Here is an 18,569-nt window from a genome sequence, read left to right as displayed (position 1 = left end):
CTTAGCGTAATTACACGTATTTGTGATATGATTATATGATGTGATAGCGTTGAAAGGGGAAGAACGATGATCTATTTTGATAATAGTGCGACGACGAAGCCATATCCAGAAGCTCTTCAATCGTACGTAACGGTTGCAGGGAAATATTTTGGTAATCCTTCTTCTATTCACTCGCTTGGAGGAGAGGCAGAGCGTCTATTAACACAATCGAGAACGATTGCGGCACAGCTCCTTCACGTTAAACCTTCTGAAATTATTTTCACATCAGGTGGAACGGAAGGGAATAACCTTGCGATTAAAGGGATAGCGATGAGGAATCGTTCGCGCGGTAAACATATCATTACAACAAATATTGAACACGCGTCTGTGTTTGAGGCATATAAACAATTAGAAGATCTCGGTTTTGATGTAACATATTTACCGGTTAACGAGCACGGTGTTGTATCGGTAGAAGATGTAAAACGAGCGCTTCGTGAAGATACGATTCTTGTGTCAATTATTCACGTGAACAACGAGACTGGAGCGATTCAGCCCGTTGCTGAAATTGGAACATTATTAGCGAACCATCCGAAAATAAGATTCCACGTGGACCATGTACAAGGGATAGGAAAAGTACCACTTGATTTATACGCTTCTCATATTGACCTTTGTTCAATATCTGGACATAAATTTCATAGCGTAAAGGGGACAGGTCTTCTTTACATACGTGATGGTGTAAGATTAGATCCAATCTTATCAGGTGGTCAACAAGAGCTCAAGTATCGTTCAGGTACAGAAAATTTACCTGGGATTGTAGCGATGGTGAAAGCACTTCGTATGACGATGGAACAAGTGAAAGAAAAGGTAGTTCATTTGCAAAATTTACAAACAGAGCTGGTCCGTTTCTTTAACGAGATGGAAACTGTAACGATTAATACATCACTTGAATATGCGGCACCGCACATTTTAAATGTATCATTTGTCGGTTTAAAACCAGAAGTAGTCGTTCATGCTTTAGAAGAACATGGTGTATATGTATCGACGAAGTCTGCTTGTTCTTCAAAAGCAAATGAAGTGAGCCGAGTACTAGTGTCAATGGGAGTACCGCACGCCGCAGCTACAAGTGCGATTCGCATTAGTCTAGCACCGGACAACACGATGGAAGAAGTAAAACAATTTGAAGGTATTGTTAAAGAGACAATGCCAAAATTATATGAAGTGATGAGGTAAAGAAATATGATGACATATGAATATATTTTAGTTCGTTATGGAGAAATGACGACAAAAGGAAAGAATCGTTCTAAGTTTGTAAGTACGTTAAGAGATAATGTGAAATTCAAATTAAAAAAATTCCCAAACATTAAAATTGATGCAACACATGATCGTATGTACATTCAGTTAAATGGCGAAGACCATGAAGAAATTTCTGAGAGATTGAAAGATGTATTTGGTATTCATAAGTTTAACTTAGCGATGAAAGTACCATCAGAATTAGAAGATATTAAAAAAGGTGCATTAGCAGCTTTCTTACAAGTAAAAGGTGATGTGAAAACATTTAAAATTACAGTGCACCGTTCTGATAAGCGATTCCCAATGAAGACGATGGAGTTACTTCCAGAAATCGGTGGGCACATTTTAGAAAATACAGAGGATATCACAGTAGATGTTCATAATCCAGATGTGAATGTACGTATAGAAATTCGCAGTGGTTACAGCTATATTATGTGTGGTGAGCACATGGGAGCTGGCGGTTTACCAGTTGGCGTTGGCGGAAAAGTAATGGTACTTCTTTCTGGTGGTATCGATAGCCCGGTAGCAACTTACTTAACGATGAAACGCGGCGTATCTGTGGAAGCAGTTCATTTCCATAGTCCACCTTTCACAAGCGAGCGCGCGAAACAAAAAGTAATCGATTTAGCACAAGAGTTAACGAAATACTGTAAACGTGTAACACTTCACCTTGTTCCATTTACTGAAGTGCAAAAAACGATTAATAAAGAAATTCCATCTAGCTATTCTATGACAGTTATGCGTCGTATGATGATGCGTATTACAGAGCGTATTGCAGAGGAGCGTAATGCACTTGCAATTACGACTGGTGAAAGTCTAGGACAAGTAGCAAGCCAAACGTTAGATAGTATGCATACGATTAACGAAGTAACAAACTATCCAGTTATTCGTCCGCTTATTACGATGGATAAATTAGAAATTATTAAAATTGCAAAAGAAATTGGAACGTATGATATTTCAATTCGTCCATATGAAGACTGCTGTACAGTATTTACACCAGCAAGTCCATCGACGAAACCGAAGCGTGAGAAAGCAAATCGTTTTGAAGCGAAGTACGATTTCGCGCCGTTAATTGAAGAGGCTGTAGCGAACAAAGAAACAATGGTATTACAAACAGTAGAAGTAGTGGCTGAAGAAGAAAAATTCGAAGAACTTTTCTAAACCCATAAATTACCACATTCAAATGTGCATGAAGTCATGTTGTTTATCACACTCTATACTCACAAGGAGGTGATACAACATGGCAAGCACAAATAAATTAGCAGTATCTGGTGCTCAAGCAGCATTAGATCAAATGAAATACGAAATCGCTCAAGAGTTTGGTGTTCAACTTGGAGCTGATGCAACATCTCGCGCTAACGGATCTGTTGGTGGCGAAATTACTAAACGTCTAGTTTCACTAGCTGAGCAACAATTAGGCGGTTACCAAAAATAATCCCATATACGATGGCTTAGAAAGAGCGGGTTCTCCCGCTCTTTCTTTTTTTGTCATTATTTATCGATAAATCGATATAAATTTATTCAACGGTTCGACATAAATATAAAAAATTTGTCAAAAGAAGAGGGTTCAAAATTCACAGAAAATTCTTTATTATATAAGAGAGGCATAGAAATAAAGGAGGATGTTTATGAAGAGAGAGGAATTGTTGGCGCCGCCATCTTATAACTTAGTTTCGGAAATAGAGAAATATACGAGTGATAAAGAGAAGCTTGCTTTAATTTGGCAAGATGATAAAGGGAATAGACGAGAGATTACATATTTTGAATTAATGCAAGGTGCGAATAGAATTGGAAACGCTTTTATAAAAAGTGGCTTACAAAAAGGGGACAAGCTCCTTATTATGATGCCGCGCTTAATTGAAGCTTACATGACGTATATTGCTGCGATTAAAGCAGGATTTGTCGTTATTCCAAGCTCAGAAATGTTGCGTAAAAAAGATATTGAGTATCGTATTGGGCACGGAGAAGTAAAGGCTATCGTAAGTTACGAACCGTATATTGGACAATTTGACGGCGTAGAAGCGGTGGAATCTCTTCAAAAATTCGTCTTGAGCGAGCGTTCAGTAGATGGTTGGACGAATTTAAAAACAGCATTAGAAACAGAAAGTGACATGTTAGAAATGGCGAAGACAGATAAAGAAGATATGGTCTTTTTATCTTATACGTCAGGGACGACAGGAAATCCAAAAGGAGTTGTTCATACGCATGCCTGGGCATACGCTCATTTACGTACAAGCGCTCCGAACTGGCTCGGAATCGAAGAAGATGATGTTGTATGGGCAACGGCTAGTCCAGGTTGGCAAAAGTGGATTTGGAGCCCGTTTGTAGCGACTCTCGGTTCAGGTGCAACAGGATTTGTATATCATGGTAAATTTGAACCGAAAACATATTTAAATTTATTAGGCGATAATAAGGTGAATGTGCTTTGTTGTACACCGACTGAGTATAGATTAATGGCAAAGGTAGAAAACTTAAATGAGTACAATTTAGAAGCGTTACATAGCGCTGTATCAGCTGGTGAGCCGTTAAACAGAGAAGTGATTGAAACGTTCCAAAGGCATTTCGATATTACGGTAAGAGACGGTTATGGGCAAACGGAAAATACATTACTTGTTGGGATAATGAAAGGGATGGATATTAGACCAGGATCAATGGGAAAACCAACGCCAGGAAACCATGTTGATATCGTAAATGAAGAAGGTATTCCGGTACAGGTAGGAGAAGTTGGTGATATTGCAGTTCACATTGAAACACCAGCACTCTTTAAACAATATTATAAAGACGATGAGCGTACAGCGATGCAATTCCGCGGTGATTATTATATTACCGGTGATAAAGCGAAAAAAGATGAAGACGGCTATTTTTGGTTTGAAGGACGCGGAGATGATATCATTATTAGCTCTGGCTATACAATCGGGCCGTTTGAAGTAGAAGATGCACTTGTAAAACACCCATACGTAAGAGAATGTGCGGTTGTCGCAAGTCCAGATGAAATTCGCGGAAGTGTCGTGAAGGCATTTATCGTATTAAGAGAGAATATAGAAAAGAACGAAGAAACATTAATTCCAGTGCTCCAACAACACGTCAAAGAACTGACTGCACCATATAAATACCCTCGTAAAATTGAATTTGTAGATGAACTACCAAAAACGATTTCCGGAAAAATTCGCCGTATTGAACTTAGAAAACAAGAGATGGAGCTTCCTTCAAAATAATTTTGAAAATGAAGAAGTAAATAGTTGAATGAAATGTAAAACGTATGATATTATAAAAGCGAACATAAGTTCGATTTTATAAATTTGAAAAAGAGGTGTCCGTATGATTTTAGGTATTAATCCTTACTTAGTTTTAGATGGTAGTGGGCAAGAAGCTGTACAATTTTATAAAGAGGCGTTAGACGCAAAAGTAGAAGTGATGCAAACTTTTGGTGACATGCCTGAAAATCCAGAATACCCGATTCCAGCTGAAGCAAAAGAGCGCGTTTTACATGCTCATTTAAAAGTTGGTAATACGGAACTTATGATTTCTGATACATTCCCAGGTCAAGGGCATGCGATCGGATCTCAAGTAACAATCGCAATTCGAATTAATAACGCAGAAAAAGCGAAAGAAGTATTTGATAAGTTACAAGAAGGTGGAGAAGTTATCATGCCACTTCAAGAAACTTTTTGGAGCCCAGCATACGGACAATTGAAAGATAAATTTAATATTGAATGGCAAGTTACAACGAACCCTACTGAACAAAAATAATTTTTAGAAAAGCACCATTTTTAATCGAAATGGTGCTTTTTTTATACACTTTAATCTCGTAGACTAAAGTAAAAAGGGGATGAGTATATGGGAGAAATTTGGCATGGCGGAAGCATTTATACGATGCGAGAAGAGAATGAAAAAGTGGACGCCGTTTACGTTGAAAATGGCATCATTGTTGATGTGGGGAATAAAGATGAATTAGAAAATCGATATTCGGAAGTGAAGTCGTGTGACTTACAAGGGAAAACGATGATTCCAGGGCTTGTTGATAGCCATATGCACCTTATTGGGCATGGGGAGAGGTTACTTCGTCTAGATCTATCAAATTGCAAATCTTATAGCGAAGTGCTTACCCTTGTTCAGAATCGAGTAGAAGAAGCACCAAAAGGCTCTTGGATTATCGGAGAAGGATGGAATGAAAATAATTTTACAGATACAAAACATGTTCATATACGTGATTTAGATGAGATTTCTAAAGAACATCCGATTTTATTAAAGCGCGTTTGTCGTCACGTGACATGGGTGAATTCATACATATTGCAAGAAGCGAACATAACAGAAGCGACGCAAGATCCAAAGGGCGGAAAAATTGGTCGTGACTCATCAAATAAATTAACAGGACTTTTATATGAGCAAGGACAAGAGTTAATTAAACATGTTCAGCCTGAAATAGATGGAGTGTATTTGCAAAGTGCTCTGCAAACAGCGATTTCAGACTGCTGGCAATACGGATTAGTTGGCGGGCACACGGAAGACTTAAATTATTATGGCGGCTTTGAAAAAACGTACAATGCGTTTTCACACGTTATAAAAGAAATGCCATTTAAAGCACATTTGCTCGTTCATCATGAAGTAGCGAATGAGCGAAAAGAATATGAAAATGAGCACTATATTGAATTTGGGGCGATGAAGATTTTTTCTGACGGTTCTTTTGGCGGAAGAACAGCTTTATTAAGTGAGCCGTATGAAGATGCGCAGGAAACGAATGGAGTTGCGATTTTCTCACGTGAAGAGCTTGCAGGGTTAGTGAAGAAAGCACGTGATTTACATATGCCAGTTGCGATTCATACAATCGGTGATTTATCACTAGAATATGTCATTGATGCGCTTGAATTATATCCACCAGCAGAAGGATTACGTGACCGCATTATTCATTGCCAGCTTGCCCGTGAAGAATTAATTGAAAGAATGAAGAGTTTGCAAGCAATTATTGATATTCAGCCCGTCTTTGTTTCATCGGATTTTCCGTCAGTGATTGAAAAACTAGGAAAGCATCGTCTTCGTTACGCGTACGCTTGGAAGACATTACTTGGCGCAGGGTTGCACTGCAACGGTGGATCTGATGCTCCAATTGAACAAGTGAATCCGTTTTTAGGTATATATAGTGCTGTTACACGTAGAAGTTTTATTGACGGCGTATGCTATATGCCAGAAGAAAGATTAACGGTATATGAGGCTGTTTCTTTATTTACAACAGGAAGTGCGTATGCAATTGGAAAAGAAGCAAATCGAGGGCAAATTACAAAAGGATACGAAGCAGACTTTACGATATTAGACCGTAATGTTTTTGAAATTGAGGCGGAAGAAATAAAAGAAGTACAGGCAGAAATGACCGTCATTGATGGGGAGATTGTTTATAGAAAAGACGTGTGAAAATATATCAGCGATTTTTAAAATATATCGATTTACCGACAAAAGCTGACAATAATGGCGACTGCATAGTAAGAGATGGCTGCCCACACCAATCGGGGGAAATAAATAACCGTCGAATTATGGAAATCCCATAATTCGACGGTTATTTTATTACTATAAAAACGTTCTCTGTACTTTTTCCCAGAAGGAATTGTTTTTTAATTTAACAGTTTTAATTTGTTTATCGCTTAAACGAACAACGGCTTTCTCCACTTGTTTAATGCTAAGTGCTTCGTTATCCATTCCGATAACAGGGTAATCATTGCCATCTGGTCTAAGTGTTAAAGTTAACGTACGCTCGTGATTTAAAAGAAACGGTGATCCGAGTGTACGGTATGTGTTGTTATTTAAAGATGCTAGTTCGCTTACTTGGAAACATGGGATAAGTGGATCGACAACGGCACCATGTAATGATTTATTGTAAGCGGTACTTCCTGTTGGTGTGGAGATAACTAATCCATCACCTCTAAATGTTTCAAAATGTAAATTGTCGACGTGTACATCTACGACAAATGTTTTAATGATGCTAGAGCGTAATGAAAATTCATTTAAACAATGGAAAGATGTACCATGATCTACATCTACTTTAATTGTTGGATATTTTCGCACTTCAATTTCGTTTTTTGTAATTTCTTGAAGGGCTGTATCAATGTGATCGATGTGGAAATCGCAGTAGAAAGAAATTTCATCTTTCGTAGAAATACCTGCGTATAAGCAATCTTCTCTAAAGCCAGTTTTACGAACGGCTTGTAAGAAAGTTCCATCATCTCCAACGCTGACGATAGCGTTTGCATTTTTTGGATGATCTAATATGGTAAATCCATTCTCCTCTAAAATACGATATACTGGTTTCATTTTTTCAACGAGTGTTACTTTGTCATCACCATAAAAGAAAAATAAATTGCGACGATTTGCCATTATGTATCCCTCCACTGCAGTTAAATTTTCTAGTTTTAGTGCTGCATATCATCAGATTTCATTCTGAATAATATGCTCAAATAGTATATTTCGATATGAAATGTCAAAATCCCTTTTTATTTTTAGAAAAATTTTTATATTCAATTTTATCAAAGGTTGTTTAATGATGAATAAACTTGTCGATAATGGGTATGGAGTGAAAGGATGGTACGAATGAAATGGCTCGTAATTGGAATGATAATTCTTCTACTTTTTATTTTGCTAATACTATTATCGAAAATATCGCTTAAGGTGACGTTTTTATATTCAGAAATGGAAAAACAGTGTTTATTTCAAGTGAAAATATGGATGATTCGATATACGTTTGATGTATTGGAAAGAATTGAAAAACAGCAGAAAAAGACGGGGCAGAAAATCGAAAAAGCTGAGAAAGATGGCGGAATAGATAATAAAATTATGGCACAACTTGATAGCATTGGAGAACTGATAAAAAAGCTTCAAGAAGTTCATACTATTATTAAAGATTTTCTCAAACGAGTGAAAATCAATAGTTGGAAATGGCATTCACAAATTGGAGCAGGTGATGCGGCTAGTACTGGAATTGTCACTGGATATGCATGGGGGACAAAAGGAATGGCTGCTGGAGTTGTAGGACAATATATGCATATTGTCGACGTACCAGAATTTGAAATTACACCTGTTTTTCAAGGAAAGGGATTTGCATCAAGATGTGAATTAACAGCTTCCTTTCATATATTTCGTACTTTGAAAACAGCGGTAAAACTACTCATGTTTATGAGAAAACAAAAGTCTGGTATGACAGATAAATCTGTTCAAGCATAGGGGGGATATAGAATGGACCATCCAATTCAAGGTTTAATGACAACCGCAATGCAGCATTTAAAACAAATGACTGATGTAAATACAATTGTTGGTGATCCAATTAAAGCGGCAGATGGAAGTGTAATTCTTACCGTTTCGAAAGTAAGTTTTGGCTTTGCTGCTGGTGGAAGTGAATTTGGCAAAGTAGAGCATTCAGGCCGTCATCCATTTGGAGGAGGTAGCGGTGGTGGGGTTTCCATTAATCCTGTTGCCTTTCTCGTTATAAATGGAGATGGTGTGAAAGTTTTACATTTAGATAAACAAACACATGTCATTGACAAAATAATTGAATTAGCGCCACAAGCTGTTGATAAAGTGAAAGAAATGATGGATAAACGAAAAGAAGATGATCCGGAATTTCAAATTTAACGAGTAAAGAAGCTAATCAATGGATTAGCTTCTTTATTTTTTTGTAAATAAAGCGATTTTATTTGCATTATCGATAGGGACAAACTATCATTTACATTGTACATATTTTGTTTAAATAAGGGAGGATTTTCAAGTGGCAAATGTAACTTTTAAAGGTAACCCAATGACTTTAGTTGGAACAGAAGTTAAAGTTGGCGATCAAGCGCCTAACTTCCAAGTATTAGCAAATGACTTATCTCCAGTAAGTTTAGAAACATACAAAGGTGAAGTGAAATTAATTAGTGTTGTACCTTCAATCGACACAGGTGTATGTGATGCACAAACTCGTCGTTTTAACGAAGATGCAGCAGGTATTGAAAATACGAAAGTATTAACAATTAGCGCTGATTTACCATTCGCTCAAAAACGCTGGTGTGCAGCTAACGGTTTAGAAAACGTTGCGACACTTTCTGATCACCGTGACCTTTCATTCGGCGAAGCTTATGGCTTAGTAATGAAAGAACTTCGTTTACTTGCTCGTGCAGTATTCGTAGTAGATAGCAATGACAAAGTAGTTTACGTAGAATACGTAAGCGAAGGTACAAGCCATCCAAACTATGAAGCAGCATTAGAAGCAGCTAAATCTGCAAAGTAATAATGTGAAGGAAATGACCTCTTATAAAGAGGTCGTTTTTTCTCATATATTGCTGCTCAATGGTACCAATATATGAGAAAAAACGTTATATCATATATAACTTAAAAGGGAGCTCTTTACAGGAGGTCGCTTTTTCTTTTTGGAAAAAATCACTTTGTGGTATGATATAAGTTATGTGTAAATGAGAGAAGGAGGAATGTACGTGAGTCAGGCAGTAGAAACATTATTTTCTATTTTTGATTCTTCTACGGTAGTTTTACGTAAAGAATTAGATGTAACATATTTAGAGGCGCTTGTAGAAACAGGTGATAACTTGTTTGAGGGAGCGATTTTACAAGAGGAATTATCCGAATCAACAACTGAAAGGTTGAATCGTGAATATAGTACGTTTAATGAAGAAACATATAAAGGGGAAGAAATTCGTAAAGCATTTCAGCTAGCCATTTTAAAAGGAATGAAAGAAGGCGTACAAGCGAATCACGAAATGACGCCAGATGCAGTTGGAATGTTCATGAGCTACTTATTCCATAAATTTATGCAAGGGCAAAAAGAAATTACAGTTTTAGACCCTGCAATTGGAACGGGTAACTTAATGACTACCGTGTTTAATAGCGCCAAAGAAGAACTAGCAATGAGTGGATTTGGTGTAGAAGTGGATGAAGTGCTAATTAAACTTGCTTTAGTAAATGCGAATTTACAAAAGCATGCAATCGAATTCTTCCATCAAGATGGACTAGCGCCACTTTATATTGATCCAGTTGATGCAGTTGTTTCAGATTTGCCAATTGGTTACTATCCAAATGAAATCGGTGCAAGTGAATATACATTAAAAGCAGATGAAGGAATGTCATATGCGCATCACTTATTTATTGAACAAAGTGTGAAACATACGAAAGAAGGCGGGTATTTATTCTTCTTAGTACCAAACTTCATTTTTGAAAGTGATCAAGCGCCAAAGCTACATGCATTCATTAAAGAAACATGCTTTATTCAAGGATTGTTACAGCTACCTGTTTCCATGTTTAAAAACGAGAAAAATGCAAAAAGTATATTTGTTCTCCAAAAGAAAGGTCAGGATGTAATAATGCCGAAACAGGCACTATTAGTGGAATTACCTAAATTCTCCAACATGAAGGCTATGGAGAACATGATGGATCAACTAAATACGTGGTTTGCAACACAAAAGTAATGCCAGATATATGTAACAGGGTTAGTGATTAATGTAGTACAGTTGTATATAATATGGAATATTTTTTAATATATACAAGATTTAACTGAATTTTTTTGAAATCTGTAATATATTTTTTTTCTTGGTGTTACAATTTTTTCACTTGAAATATATGTCGGACGATGTTTAAATTAAAATCGTGAGTATAAAATTTACTAATGATGAAACGTTTTCATAATGAGTGAATTTAATTAGATAAAATCGAGCGGTTTGTGGAATGATCCACACAACTACCAAGAGAAAAAGGGGCGAAAGACTAGATGTCAAAAATCATCGCGATTAACGCAGGAAGCTCTTCCTTAAAGTTCCAATTATTTGAAATGCCAAGTGAAACAGTATTAACAAAAGGTTTAGTAGAACGTATCGGTTTAGAAGATAGTGTCTTCACAATTACTGTAAATGGCGAAAAACAAAAAGAAATTACAAACATCCCAGATCATGCAGTAGCAGTTAACATGCTTCTTAAGAAATTAACTGAAAACGGAATCGTAAAATCTCTTGATGAGATTGGCGGTATCGGTCACCGTGTTGTACACGGCGGCGAAAAATTTGCTGATTCTGTTTTAATTGATGATGAAGTATTAGCTGATATCGAAGAATTAAGCGATTTAGCACCACTTCACAACCCAGCAAACCTTGTTGGTATTAAAGCGTTCCAAGAAGTACTACCAAATGTACCAGCAGTAGCAGTATTCGATACAGCATTCCACCAAACAATGCCGGAATCTGCATTCCTATACAGCTTACCATATGAGTACTATGAGAAATTTGGCATCCGTAAATACGGTTTCCACGGAACTTCTCATAAATACGTAACTGAGCGTGCGGCTGAATTATTAGGTCGTCCAATTGAAGGCTTAAGCCTACTTTCTTGTCACTTAGGTAACGGTGCAAGTATCGCAGCAGTAGAAGGCGGTAAGTCTATCGATACTTCTATGGGCTTCACTCCACTTGCTGGTGTAACAATGGGTACACGTTCTGGTAACATTGACCCTGCGTTAATTCCATACATCATGGAAAAAACAGGCCAAACTGTAGAAGAAGTAGTTAGCGTATTAAACAAGAAGAGTGGTATGTTAGGTCTTACTGGTTACTCTAGTGACCTACGTGACATCATTGCGAAAGAAGAAGAAGGCGACCACCGTGCGAAAGTAGCACTTGACGTGTTCGTAAGCCGTATCCATAAATACATCGGTTCTTACACAGCTCGTATGAAAGGCGTTGACGCTATCATCTTTACAGCTGGTGTAGGTGAAAACAGTGCAGTTATTCGTGAGCGCGTATTAGAAGGCCTTGAGTACATGGGTGTATACTTCGACGTAAAACGCAATAACGTATTCGGTGAAGAAGCATTCATCAGCTTCCCGCACTCTCCAGTAAAAATTATCGTAATTCCAACTGACGAAGAAGTTATGATTGCTCGTGACGTATTACGTCTTGGAGATATTGGTTAATATACTATATGAAAAAAAAGACGAGATCCTATAGGATCTCGTCTTTTTTCTTTTGGATATATTTCAAAATTCCATCCGGATATAGTAATTTTTCTTTTTGAATGAATGCAGTGAGGGAAATCCATTTTGCATATGACAGTGTTTGTTCATCTGGTATATTCAGTATTTCCATTTCATATAGTGGCATGTCTAATAAGCGTAAAGAATATAGCTGAATGATTTCATGACCAATTTCTCCATCTAGATGAAAGATGTTTTCTAAGCAGCCTAAATAATTGGTGATTTCCACTTCTGTGTGAAGCTCTTCTTGAAATTCGCGAATAACAGTATGTGCTGATTTTTCACCAAGTTCAATTGATCCGCCAAGAGATCGGTAATATGTTTCATCGCCTGTATGATATTCTTGTACGAGAAGGCGACCGTGATGTATAGCAATGCCAAAAGCTTTTGCACGTGGGTACATATGTATAATCGCTCCTTATTTGTTTTGTATAGGGACGATTATAATCTAGCTGAATAGAAACTGGTACCATTTATTCGGATAGATTGTTGCGACTTCTTAGGCTGTAAATAAAGAACATGCGATGTACAAGCATATTTGCAAATATGATACAATAGAAAAAAATCGAACGAGGTGGTTGTTGTGATGCGATCGAAGCGAGAACAAGCCATTTTAGAAAATATAAAAGAGTGGGAAGGGCAATTAGTAGAGCAAGAAGCGACCGATTTTCAAAAGATGTTTGATAAGTGGTTGCATACTACAGTTGCAAAACTACCTGAGAAAAAACGAAAAGACTTTTTTACGAAAGCAGATGGATGGCTCTTTCATTTGCATGCACTTATTCAAAGTTCACAATCACAGTTAGATGCACGTAATCGTATTTTAGGAACATCGAGATTATTTGATGAATCAATTGAGCAACTTGAAGATTTGAAGGCGTTATCTATTGATCAATTAACATACATAGCAGAGCAGCAAACAGCACGTCATCGTCTATATTCATTCGTACAAGGCGGAGCAACAGGTGCTGGCGGTCTATTATTATTAACGGCTGATTTTCCGGTTATGATTGCGTTAAATGTGAAGGCTGTACAACTTATTGCGACATCATTTGGGCATGATGTGAACAAGCCGTATGAAATGATGCTTGCGTTAAAGGTATTCCATGCAGCATTATTGCCGGCGAGACTTCAGCAATACGCATGGTACAATTTACTGAGAGAACTTGAGCAAGAAGATTCATTCTTTTATGAAGGAGACGAAGAGGTGTTAAAGCCAGCTTCTACTGAGGTTGTGTTAAAACAAATTTTGAAGACATTTTCGATTTATGCTCTCCGTCGTAAATTATTCCAAGGCATTCCTGTACTTGGAATGGCAATTGGCTCTACAGTGAACTATCGCTTAACGAGGAATGTTACTGAATTTGCAAATAAGTTTTATCAAGTACGCTACATATTAGAAAAAGAAAAGAGAGCATGAAAAAAAAGCGAGAGGCCGAAGCCTTTCGCTTTTTAGTTTGTCGCATGTTTTTTGGATATTGGAATAGAAACGGGTTGCTTTGCTGCTTTCTTTTCTGTTTTTGGATAGTAAATTAAATCCAATGTTTTTGCCTGTACGGCAATCGAAAGAATAGTAAAAGCAATTTCTGTCCAATTTAAATAATATAATGAAAGCGCAAGAACAATCGCGTCAAAGACGAAGAAAATTTGCCCAATTGTAAACCGAGTTCGTTTACTTAATATAATTGTTAAAATATCGTCTCCACCGGTTGCACCGCCAAATCGCAATATAAAACCGAGTCCAATACCAGCTAACGCACCGCCAACTACTGCAGCTATAAATAAATTATTTGATAAATCTACCGTAAAAGGAGAATAATTTTCCATAAGGGAATAAAATACTCCGAATGAAAGTGAACCTAAGAATGAATAGCCAACCATTTTTCTACCTAAAAATGAAGCACATAGTAAAATAATAGGGATATCCATTACTACAGTTGAAATAGATGGTGAAATATCATAAAAATTTTGGATAAATAGTGCAATACCTACAAAGCCACCTTCTGTTAAGTGGTTTTGGAAGTGAATGTGATATAGCGCTGCTGCTAATATAAATGAACCGATTAAAACCATAAAAACTTCTTTAATAATTTGTCGACTTTGGATGTTCCTCATCGTTATTCCTTCTTTCCGTAGTTAGTAGTCCTTTTGGTGTTGTAAACTAACTACGAGCTCACATGTAGCTTTCAGTTAGTTTACGTAAAACTAACTACGCTATATGTCGCTGAAGAAATAACGAATAATCCTCTCGTCCATCAATTCTCCCTACCTTCGTTTTAGTTTAAGTCTTAAAGCGACTAAACAAAACGTGGAGTAGAATTCTTCATTTAGCAATCCTGCTCTTCTTTGTTTTGTTTAGTTAGTAACAATTAAGTCCTAAACAAAACGCTATGTGTAAGAAGAGTCTTTTTTTTGCCAAATTATCCTTCGGGCAATCATAATTTCCCCACTCTCGTATTTTTTTCGCTAGACTAAAGTATCTGAGCTGAAAAATACGCTACGTGTATGATTCGTCAATACGATGCCACATGCTCCTTCGAGCGATCATGATATCAAAATCCCTTCCTTCAAGATTTATATTATTATATCATACTTTCAAAAAATGTATGCGGATGGAAACCGACAATAACCGGAGGGAATCTACAAAAATTGTTATCTTTAAATATTTTTGTAGAAAAGCCTAAGTTATTTTGCAGGACTGGACAGTTTTTAGAAGTTTGTCCAATAAGTAAGAAAAGATAGCTGTTTATTCAGTTGTATTTTTTTCGTCACTTTTATCTTTAAAAAATGCATCCCAACTAATAACACTTAAAAAAGTTAAAGCGATAATAATGAAAGCTCGCATACATTAAAGGCCTCCTTTCATTCATAAATACGTTTCATTAGTATATGAACGAGATGATTTGTGATGTGTCATTTTTTACAAGGATTACTTGTTGTGAGATTATATTAATATAAATAGATAAAAGGGGATGATGAATCATGTTCAAAGATATGTTCAAGAGAAAGGAATTAGTATGTGCAATTTGCGAGAAAAAGATTCAATATGAAGAAGAACTTGTTGCTTTTGTGAAGTTGCCGAAAGAAAGAAGTATATTAGTAGGCCCGTTTGATGTATGTTTAGCAAAAACGGCGCAAGAAATATATTGCAAAGCTTGTTACGATAAAAAAGCATGACCCAAAGTAAATGAGGGGCATGCTTTTTTCATTGGTGTGCTTTTCCCTCAGATACGTTTTGCGTTAGACGATACCAAAGCCAAAGATCGTTAATAATTGAAGCGAGATCGGCAATTTCTGAATTAAGCCTACAGGAAATTTCGAAATTATCTTCGTTATTTAAACAATGTTGTTTTTGATTAATATGATGCTCAAGCTCTTGTATACGATCAGGTATTTTTCCGCGAACCTGCTCCCATTTTAATAAAATAGAATGCTGCGCTTGTTCAGAGATGTCTTCCCATTTTTCTTGTATGTTCGGCACTTCAATTCCTAGATGCTCATTGTATATAAAATACTTTTTCATAGACACCCCTCCAGTTTCCTGCCTCTATTTTACATAAAAAAAGAAAGAAGTTCGACGGAATTGTTTGAAAAAAATTATAAATTCCCCTTGATTCATTTTATGAAAGGTGATAAAGTTTGGATTATTATAAGAAAAGATGAATATTTATTCTTTAGGGGGATGCAAAATGGAGAAGAAAAAAGTTGTATTAGCATATTCCGGAGGTCTTGATACTTCCGTTGCAATTAAATGGTTACAAGAGAAGAATTATGATATTATCGCGCTTTGCTTAGATCTAGGGGAAGGTAAAGACTTAGCGTTTGTAAAAGAAAAAGCACTTTCAGTAGGAGCAATTAAATCATATATGATTGATGTTCAAGAAGAATATGCGAATGAATATGCATTGATAGCGATGCAAGCTCACACGTTATACGAAGGGAAATATCCTCTTGTCTCTGCATTATCTCGTCCGCTTATTGCGAAAAAATTAGTAGAAATTGCAGAACAAGAAGGCGCAACGGCAGTTGCACATGGATGTACAGGGAAAGGGAATGACCAAGTTCGTTTTGAAGTTTCTATTCAAGCGTTGAATCCATATTTAGAAGTTATTGCGCCTGTACGTGAATGGAAATGGTCACGTGAAGAAGAAATTGCATATGCAAAAGAAAATGATATACCGATTCCAATTAATTTAGATAGCCCGTTTTCAATCGATCAAAACTTATGGGGACGCAGCAACGAATGTGGAATTTTAGAAGATCCATGGGCAGCACCGCCAGAAGAAGCATACGAGATGACATTAGCATTAGAAGATACACCGAATAAACCAGAGTTTGTAGAAATCGGATTTGAAACAGGGGTACCGACGACTTTAAACGGCACTGCATATTCACTTTCAGAACTAATTAAAACGTTAAATGCACTTGCTGGAAAACACGGCGTTGGACGTATCGATCATGTAGAAAATCGCCTTGTCGGTATTAAATCTCGTGAAGTGTATGAATGCCCAGCGGCAATGACATTAATAACAGCGCATAAAGAACTTGAAGATTTAACACTTGTGAAAGAGGTCGCTCATTTCAAACCGATGATTGAGCAAAAACTAACAGAATTAATTTATAACGGTTTATGGTTCTCACCTTTAAAACAAGCACTCAATGCTTTCTTACAAGAAACGCAAAAAAATGTAACAGGTACAGTACGTGTGAAATTATTTAAAGGTCATGCGATTGTAGAAGGACGTAAATCTGAGTACTCTTTATATGATGAAAAACTTGCAACGTATACTGCCCAGGATGAATTTAATCATGATGCAGCAGTTGGTTTCATTTCATTATTCGGTTTACCTACAAAAGTATACAGCCAAGTGAATCAAAAGAAGGTGGAAGCGTGAGTAAACTTTGGGGCGGACGTTTTACAGAAGAAGCTGAAGCATGGGTAGAAGAATTCGGAGCTTCTATTTCCTTTGATAAGCAATTGGTTAGCCAAGATATAAAAGGGAGTATTGCACACGTTACGATGTTAGCAAAGCAAGGCATCGTTACGAAAGAGGAAGCAGAGAAAATCAAGATAGGGCTTCAATATTTATTAGAAGAAGCGAAAAAGAATAAACTTCATTTCTCGGTAGAAGCTGAGGATATTCACTTAAACATTGAAAAAATGTTAATTGAAAGAATCGGTGAAGTAGGAGGGAAACTTCATACAGGCCGAAGCCGTAACGATCAAGTAGCGACAGATATGCATTTGTATTTAAAAGAAAAAGTAGAAGATATTATAAAAGCTACAAAACAATTGCAAACTGTTCTTGTTCATCAAGCTGAAAATAACATTGAAACCATTATGCCTGGTTATACGCATTTGCAGCGCGCACAGCCTATATCGTTTGCTCATCATATTCTTGCTTACTTTTGGATGTTAGAGCGCGATGTGAATCGTTATGAAGATTCGTTAAAGCGTATTAACATTTCACCATTAGGAGCAGGAGCACTAGCTGGTACAACATTCCCGATTGACCGAGAATATAGTGCGGAACTTCTTGGATTTAATGGAATCTATGAAAATAGTTTAGATGCGGTAAGCGATCGTGATTTCATACTGGAGTTTTTAAGTAACTCATCTATGCTTATGATGCACTTATCACGCTTTTGCGAAGAACTTATTTTATGGAGTAGTCAAGAATTTCAATTTATTGAAATGAGCGATCAATACGCAACTGGAAGCAGTATTATGCCGCAAAAGAAAAATCCGGATATGGCGGAACTTATTCGTGGTAAAACGGGCAGAGTATACGGTAATTTATTCAGTTTACTTACAGTAATGAAAGGATTACCACTCGCTTACAATAAGGACTTACAAGAAGATAAAGAAGGAATGTTTGATACAGTAAAAACAGTAGAAGGGTGCCTTCATATTATGGCAGGCATGCTAGAAACGATGACTGTAAACAAAGAAAAAATGGGGCAAGCTGTGACGCAAGATTTTTCTAACGCAACAGAAATTGCTGATTACTTAGCAAATAAAGGACTACCATTCCGTCAAGCTCATGAAATTGTTGGGAAGTTAGTTCTACATTGCACACAAAAAGGAATTTATTTATTAGATGTGCCACTTGAAACATATAAAGAGATGAGTTCGTTATTTGAAGAAGATTTGTATGAGGTTCTGTCACCTTATGCTGCTGTAAAGCGCCGTAATAGTGCTGGCGGAACAGGGTTTGAACAAATCAAAAACGCTTTGGAGAAGGCGAAGGGGTTAGCCATAGAGTTTGTTGGAAGTTAAATGATGTATGATATAGAAGGTAAGGTGCTT

General features: G+C 36.8%; 19 protein-coding genes. 15 read left to right on the top strand and 4 right to left on the bottom strand.

Features of this window, described 5'->3' with window-relative positions; all coding sequences use genetic code 11:
• Positions 1-66: 66 nt before the first annotated feature.
• The 6 genes from JTF23_RS08195 (at position 67) to JTF23_RS08170 (ending at position 6,675) form a co-directional block, all read left to right on the top strand.
• Entirely contained in the window at positions 67-1,209 is a 1,143-nt protein-coding gene (locus tag JTF23_RS08195) for a cysteine desulfurase family protein (protein WP_204208476.1), read from the top strand.
• A 6-nt stretch (positions 1,210-1,215) separates the two neighbouring features.
• On the top strand, positions 1,216-2,430 hold the full coding sequence (gene thiI / locus JTF23_RS08190; RefSeq protein ID WP_016106351.1) for a tRNA uracil 4-sulfurtransferase ThiI: 1,215 nt from the start codon (positions 1,216-1,218) through the stop codon (positions 2,428-2,430).
• 79 nt (positions 2,431-2,509) lie between these two features.
• The gene (locus JTF23_RS08185) at positions 2,510-2,704 is read left to right on the top strand and encodes an alpha/beta-type small acid-soluble spore protein (RefSeq protein WP_000168891.1); all 195 of its coding nucleotides are present in this window, start codon (positions 2,510-2,512) and stop codon (positions 2,702-2,704) included.
• 193 nt (positions 2,705-2,897) lie between these two features.
• Positions 2,898-4,484 carry an acyl-CoA synthetase MbcS gene (gene mbcS / locus JTF23_RS08180; RefSeq protein WP_002112269.1) on the top strand — a complete coding sequence of 529 codons (1,587 nt, stop codon included), beginning with the start codon at positions 2,898-2,900 and terminating at the stop codon, positions 4,482-4,484.
• Positions 4,485-4,587: 103 nt separating this feature from the next.
• On the top strand, positions 4,588-5,019 hold the full coding sequence (locus JTF23_RS08175; protein WP_002160231.1) for a VOC family protein: 432 nt from the start codon (positions 4,588-4,590) through the stop codon (positions 5,017-5,019).
• Between the two features lie 87 nt (positions 5,020-5,106).
• The gene (locus JTF23_RS08170) at positions 5,107-6,675 is read left to right on the top strand and encodes an amidohydrolase (protein ID WP_002160232.1); all 1,569 of its coding nucleotides are present in this window, start codon (positions 5,107-5,109) and stop codon (positions 6,673-6,675) included.
• 153 nt (positions 6,676-6,828) lie between these two features.
• On the opposite strand, the gene JTF23_RS08165 is transcribed toward JTF23_RS08170, so the two are convergent.
• Entirely contained in the window at positions 6,829-7,632 is an 804-nt protein-coding gene (locus tag JTF23_RS08165) for an NAD kinase (RefSeq protein ID WP_002199172.1), read from the bottom strand.
• A 204-nt stretch (positions 7,633-7,836) separates the two neighbouring features.
• On the opposite strand from JTF23_RS08165, the gene JTF23_RS08160 reads away from it, so the two are divergent.
• The 5 genes from JTF23_RS08160 to ackA all read left to right on the top strand — a co-directional run bounded on the left by JTF23_RS08160 (position 7,837) and on the right by ackA (position 12,199).
• Positions 7,837-8,475 carry a DUF2953 domain-containing protein gene (locus JTF23_RS08160; protein WP_204208475.1) on the top strand — a complete coding sequence of 213 codons (639 nt, stop codon included), beginning with the start codon at positions 7,837-7,839 and terminating at the stop codon, positions 8,473-8,475.
• 12 nt (positions 8,476-8,487) lie between these two features.
• Complete coding sequence (ytfJ, locus tag JTF23_RS08155) at positions 8,488-8,883, top strand: GerW family sporulation protein (protein ID WP_000350003.1); 396 nt, start codon at positions 8,488-8,490, stop codon at positions 8,881-8,883.
• Positions 8,884-9,016: 133 nt separating this feature from the next.
• Positions 9,017-9,517 carry a thiol peroxidase gene (tpx, locus tag JTF23_RS08150; RefSeq protein ID WP_002112256.1) on the top strand — a complete coding sequence of 167 codons (501 nt, stop codon included), beginning with the start codon at positions 9,017-9,019 and terminating at the stop codon, positions 9,515-9,517.
• 202 nt (positions 9,518-9,719) lie between these two features.
• A complete protein-coding gene (locus JTF23_RS08145) occupies positions 9,720-10,706 on the top strand; it encodes a class I SAM-dependent methyltransferase (protein WP_204208474.1) in 987 nt (328 codons plus the stop codon).
• A gap of 299 nt (positions 10,707-11,005) precedes the next feature.
• Entirely contained in the window at positions 11,006-12,199 is a 1,194-nt protein-coding gene (gene ackA, locus JTF23_RS08140; RefSeq protein ID WP_078175049.1) for an acetate kinase, read from the top strand.
• 28 nt (positions 12,200-12,227) lie between these two features.
• Here the strand turns inward: ackA and JTF23_RS08135 are convergent, their stop codons facing one another.
• On the bottom strand, positions 12,228-12,662 hold the full coding sequence (locus tag JTF23_RS08135) for an NUDIX hydrolase (RefSeq protein WP_204208473.1): 435 nt from the start codon (positions 12,660-12,662) through the stop codon (positions 12,228-12,230).
• A gap of 183 nt (positions 12,663-12,845) precedes the next feature.
• Between JTF23_RS08135 and JTF23_RS08130 the strand changes: the two genes are divergently transcribed.
• Positions 12,846-13,679, top strand: coding sequence for an EcsC family protein (locus tag JTF23_RS08130; protein ID WP_002112252.1), 834 nt, complete (start codon positions 12,846-12,848; stop codon positions 13,677-13,679).
• A gap of 32 nt (positions 13,680-13,711) precedes the next feature.
• Here JTF23_RS08130 and JTF23_RS08125 read toward each other — a convergent pair whose 3' ends face one another.
• Positions 13,712-14,374 (bottom strand): YitT family protein, encoded by a 663-nt coding sequence (locus tag JTF23_RS08125; protein ID WP_016092424.1) that lies wholly within the window; start codon positions 14,372-14,374, stop codon positions 13,712-13,714.
• 867 nt (positions 14,375-15,241) lie between these two features.
• Between JTF23_RS08125 and JTF23_RS08120 the strand changes: the two genes are divergently transcribed.
• Complete coding sequence (locus tag JTF23_RS08120) at positions 15,242-15,436, top strand: hypothetical protein (protein WP_002112246.1); 195 nt, start codon at positions 15,242-15,244, stop codon at positions 15,434-15,436.
• A 28-nt stretch (positions 15,437-15,464) separates the two neighbouring features.
• On the opposite strand, the gene JTF23_RS08115 is transcribed toward JTF23_RS08120, so the two are convergent.
• Entirely contained in the window at positions 15,465-15,782 is a 318-nt protein-coding gene (locus JTF23_RS08115; protein WP_078179675.1) for a radical SAM protein, read from the bottom strand.
• Between the two features lie 166 nt (positions 15,783-15,948).
• Here JTF23_RS08115 and JTF23_RS08110 point away from each other — a divergent pair, with 166 nt between their 5' ends.
• Entirely contained in the window at positions 15,949-17,154 is a 1,206-nt protein-coding gene (locus JTF23_RS08110) for an argininosuccinate synthase (protein ID WP_204208472.1), read from the top strand.
• Positions 17,151-18,539: an argininosuccinate lyase gene (argH, locus tag JTF23_RS08105; protein WP_070129063.1), complete on the top strand. Its 1,389-nt coding sequence runs from the start codon at positions 17,151-17,153 to the stop codon at positions 18,537-18,539. The genes JTF23_RS08110 and argH overlap by 4 nt, the downstream gene beginning before the upstream one ends.
• Positions 18,540-18,569 lie beyond the last annotated feature (30 nt).

This window comes from Bacillus sp. RIT 809 (assembly GCF_016892495.1).
GTDB lineage: Bacteria > Bacillota > Bacilli > Bacillales > Bacillaceae_G > Bacillus_A > Bacillus_A cereus_U.
This window is presented reverse-complemented; position numbering and strand designations above follow the sequence as displayed.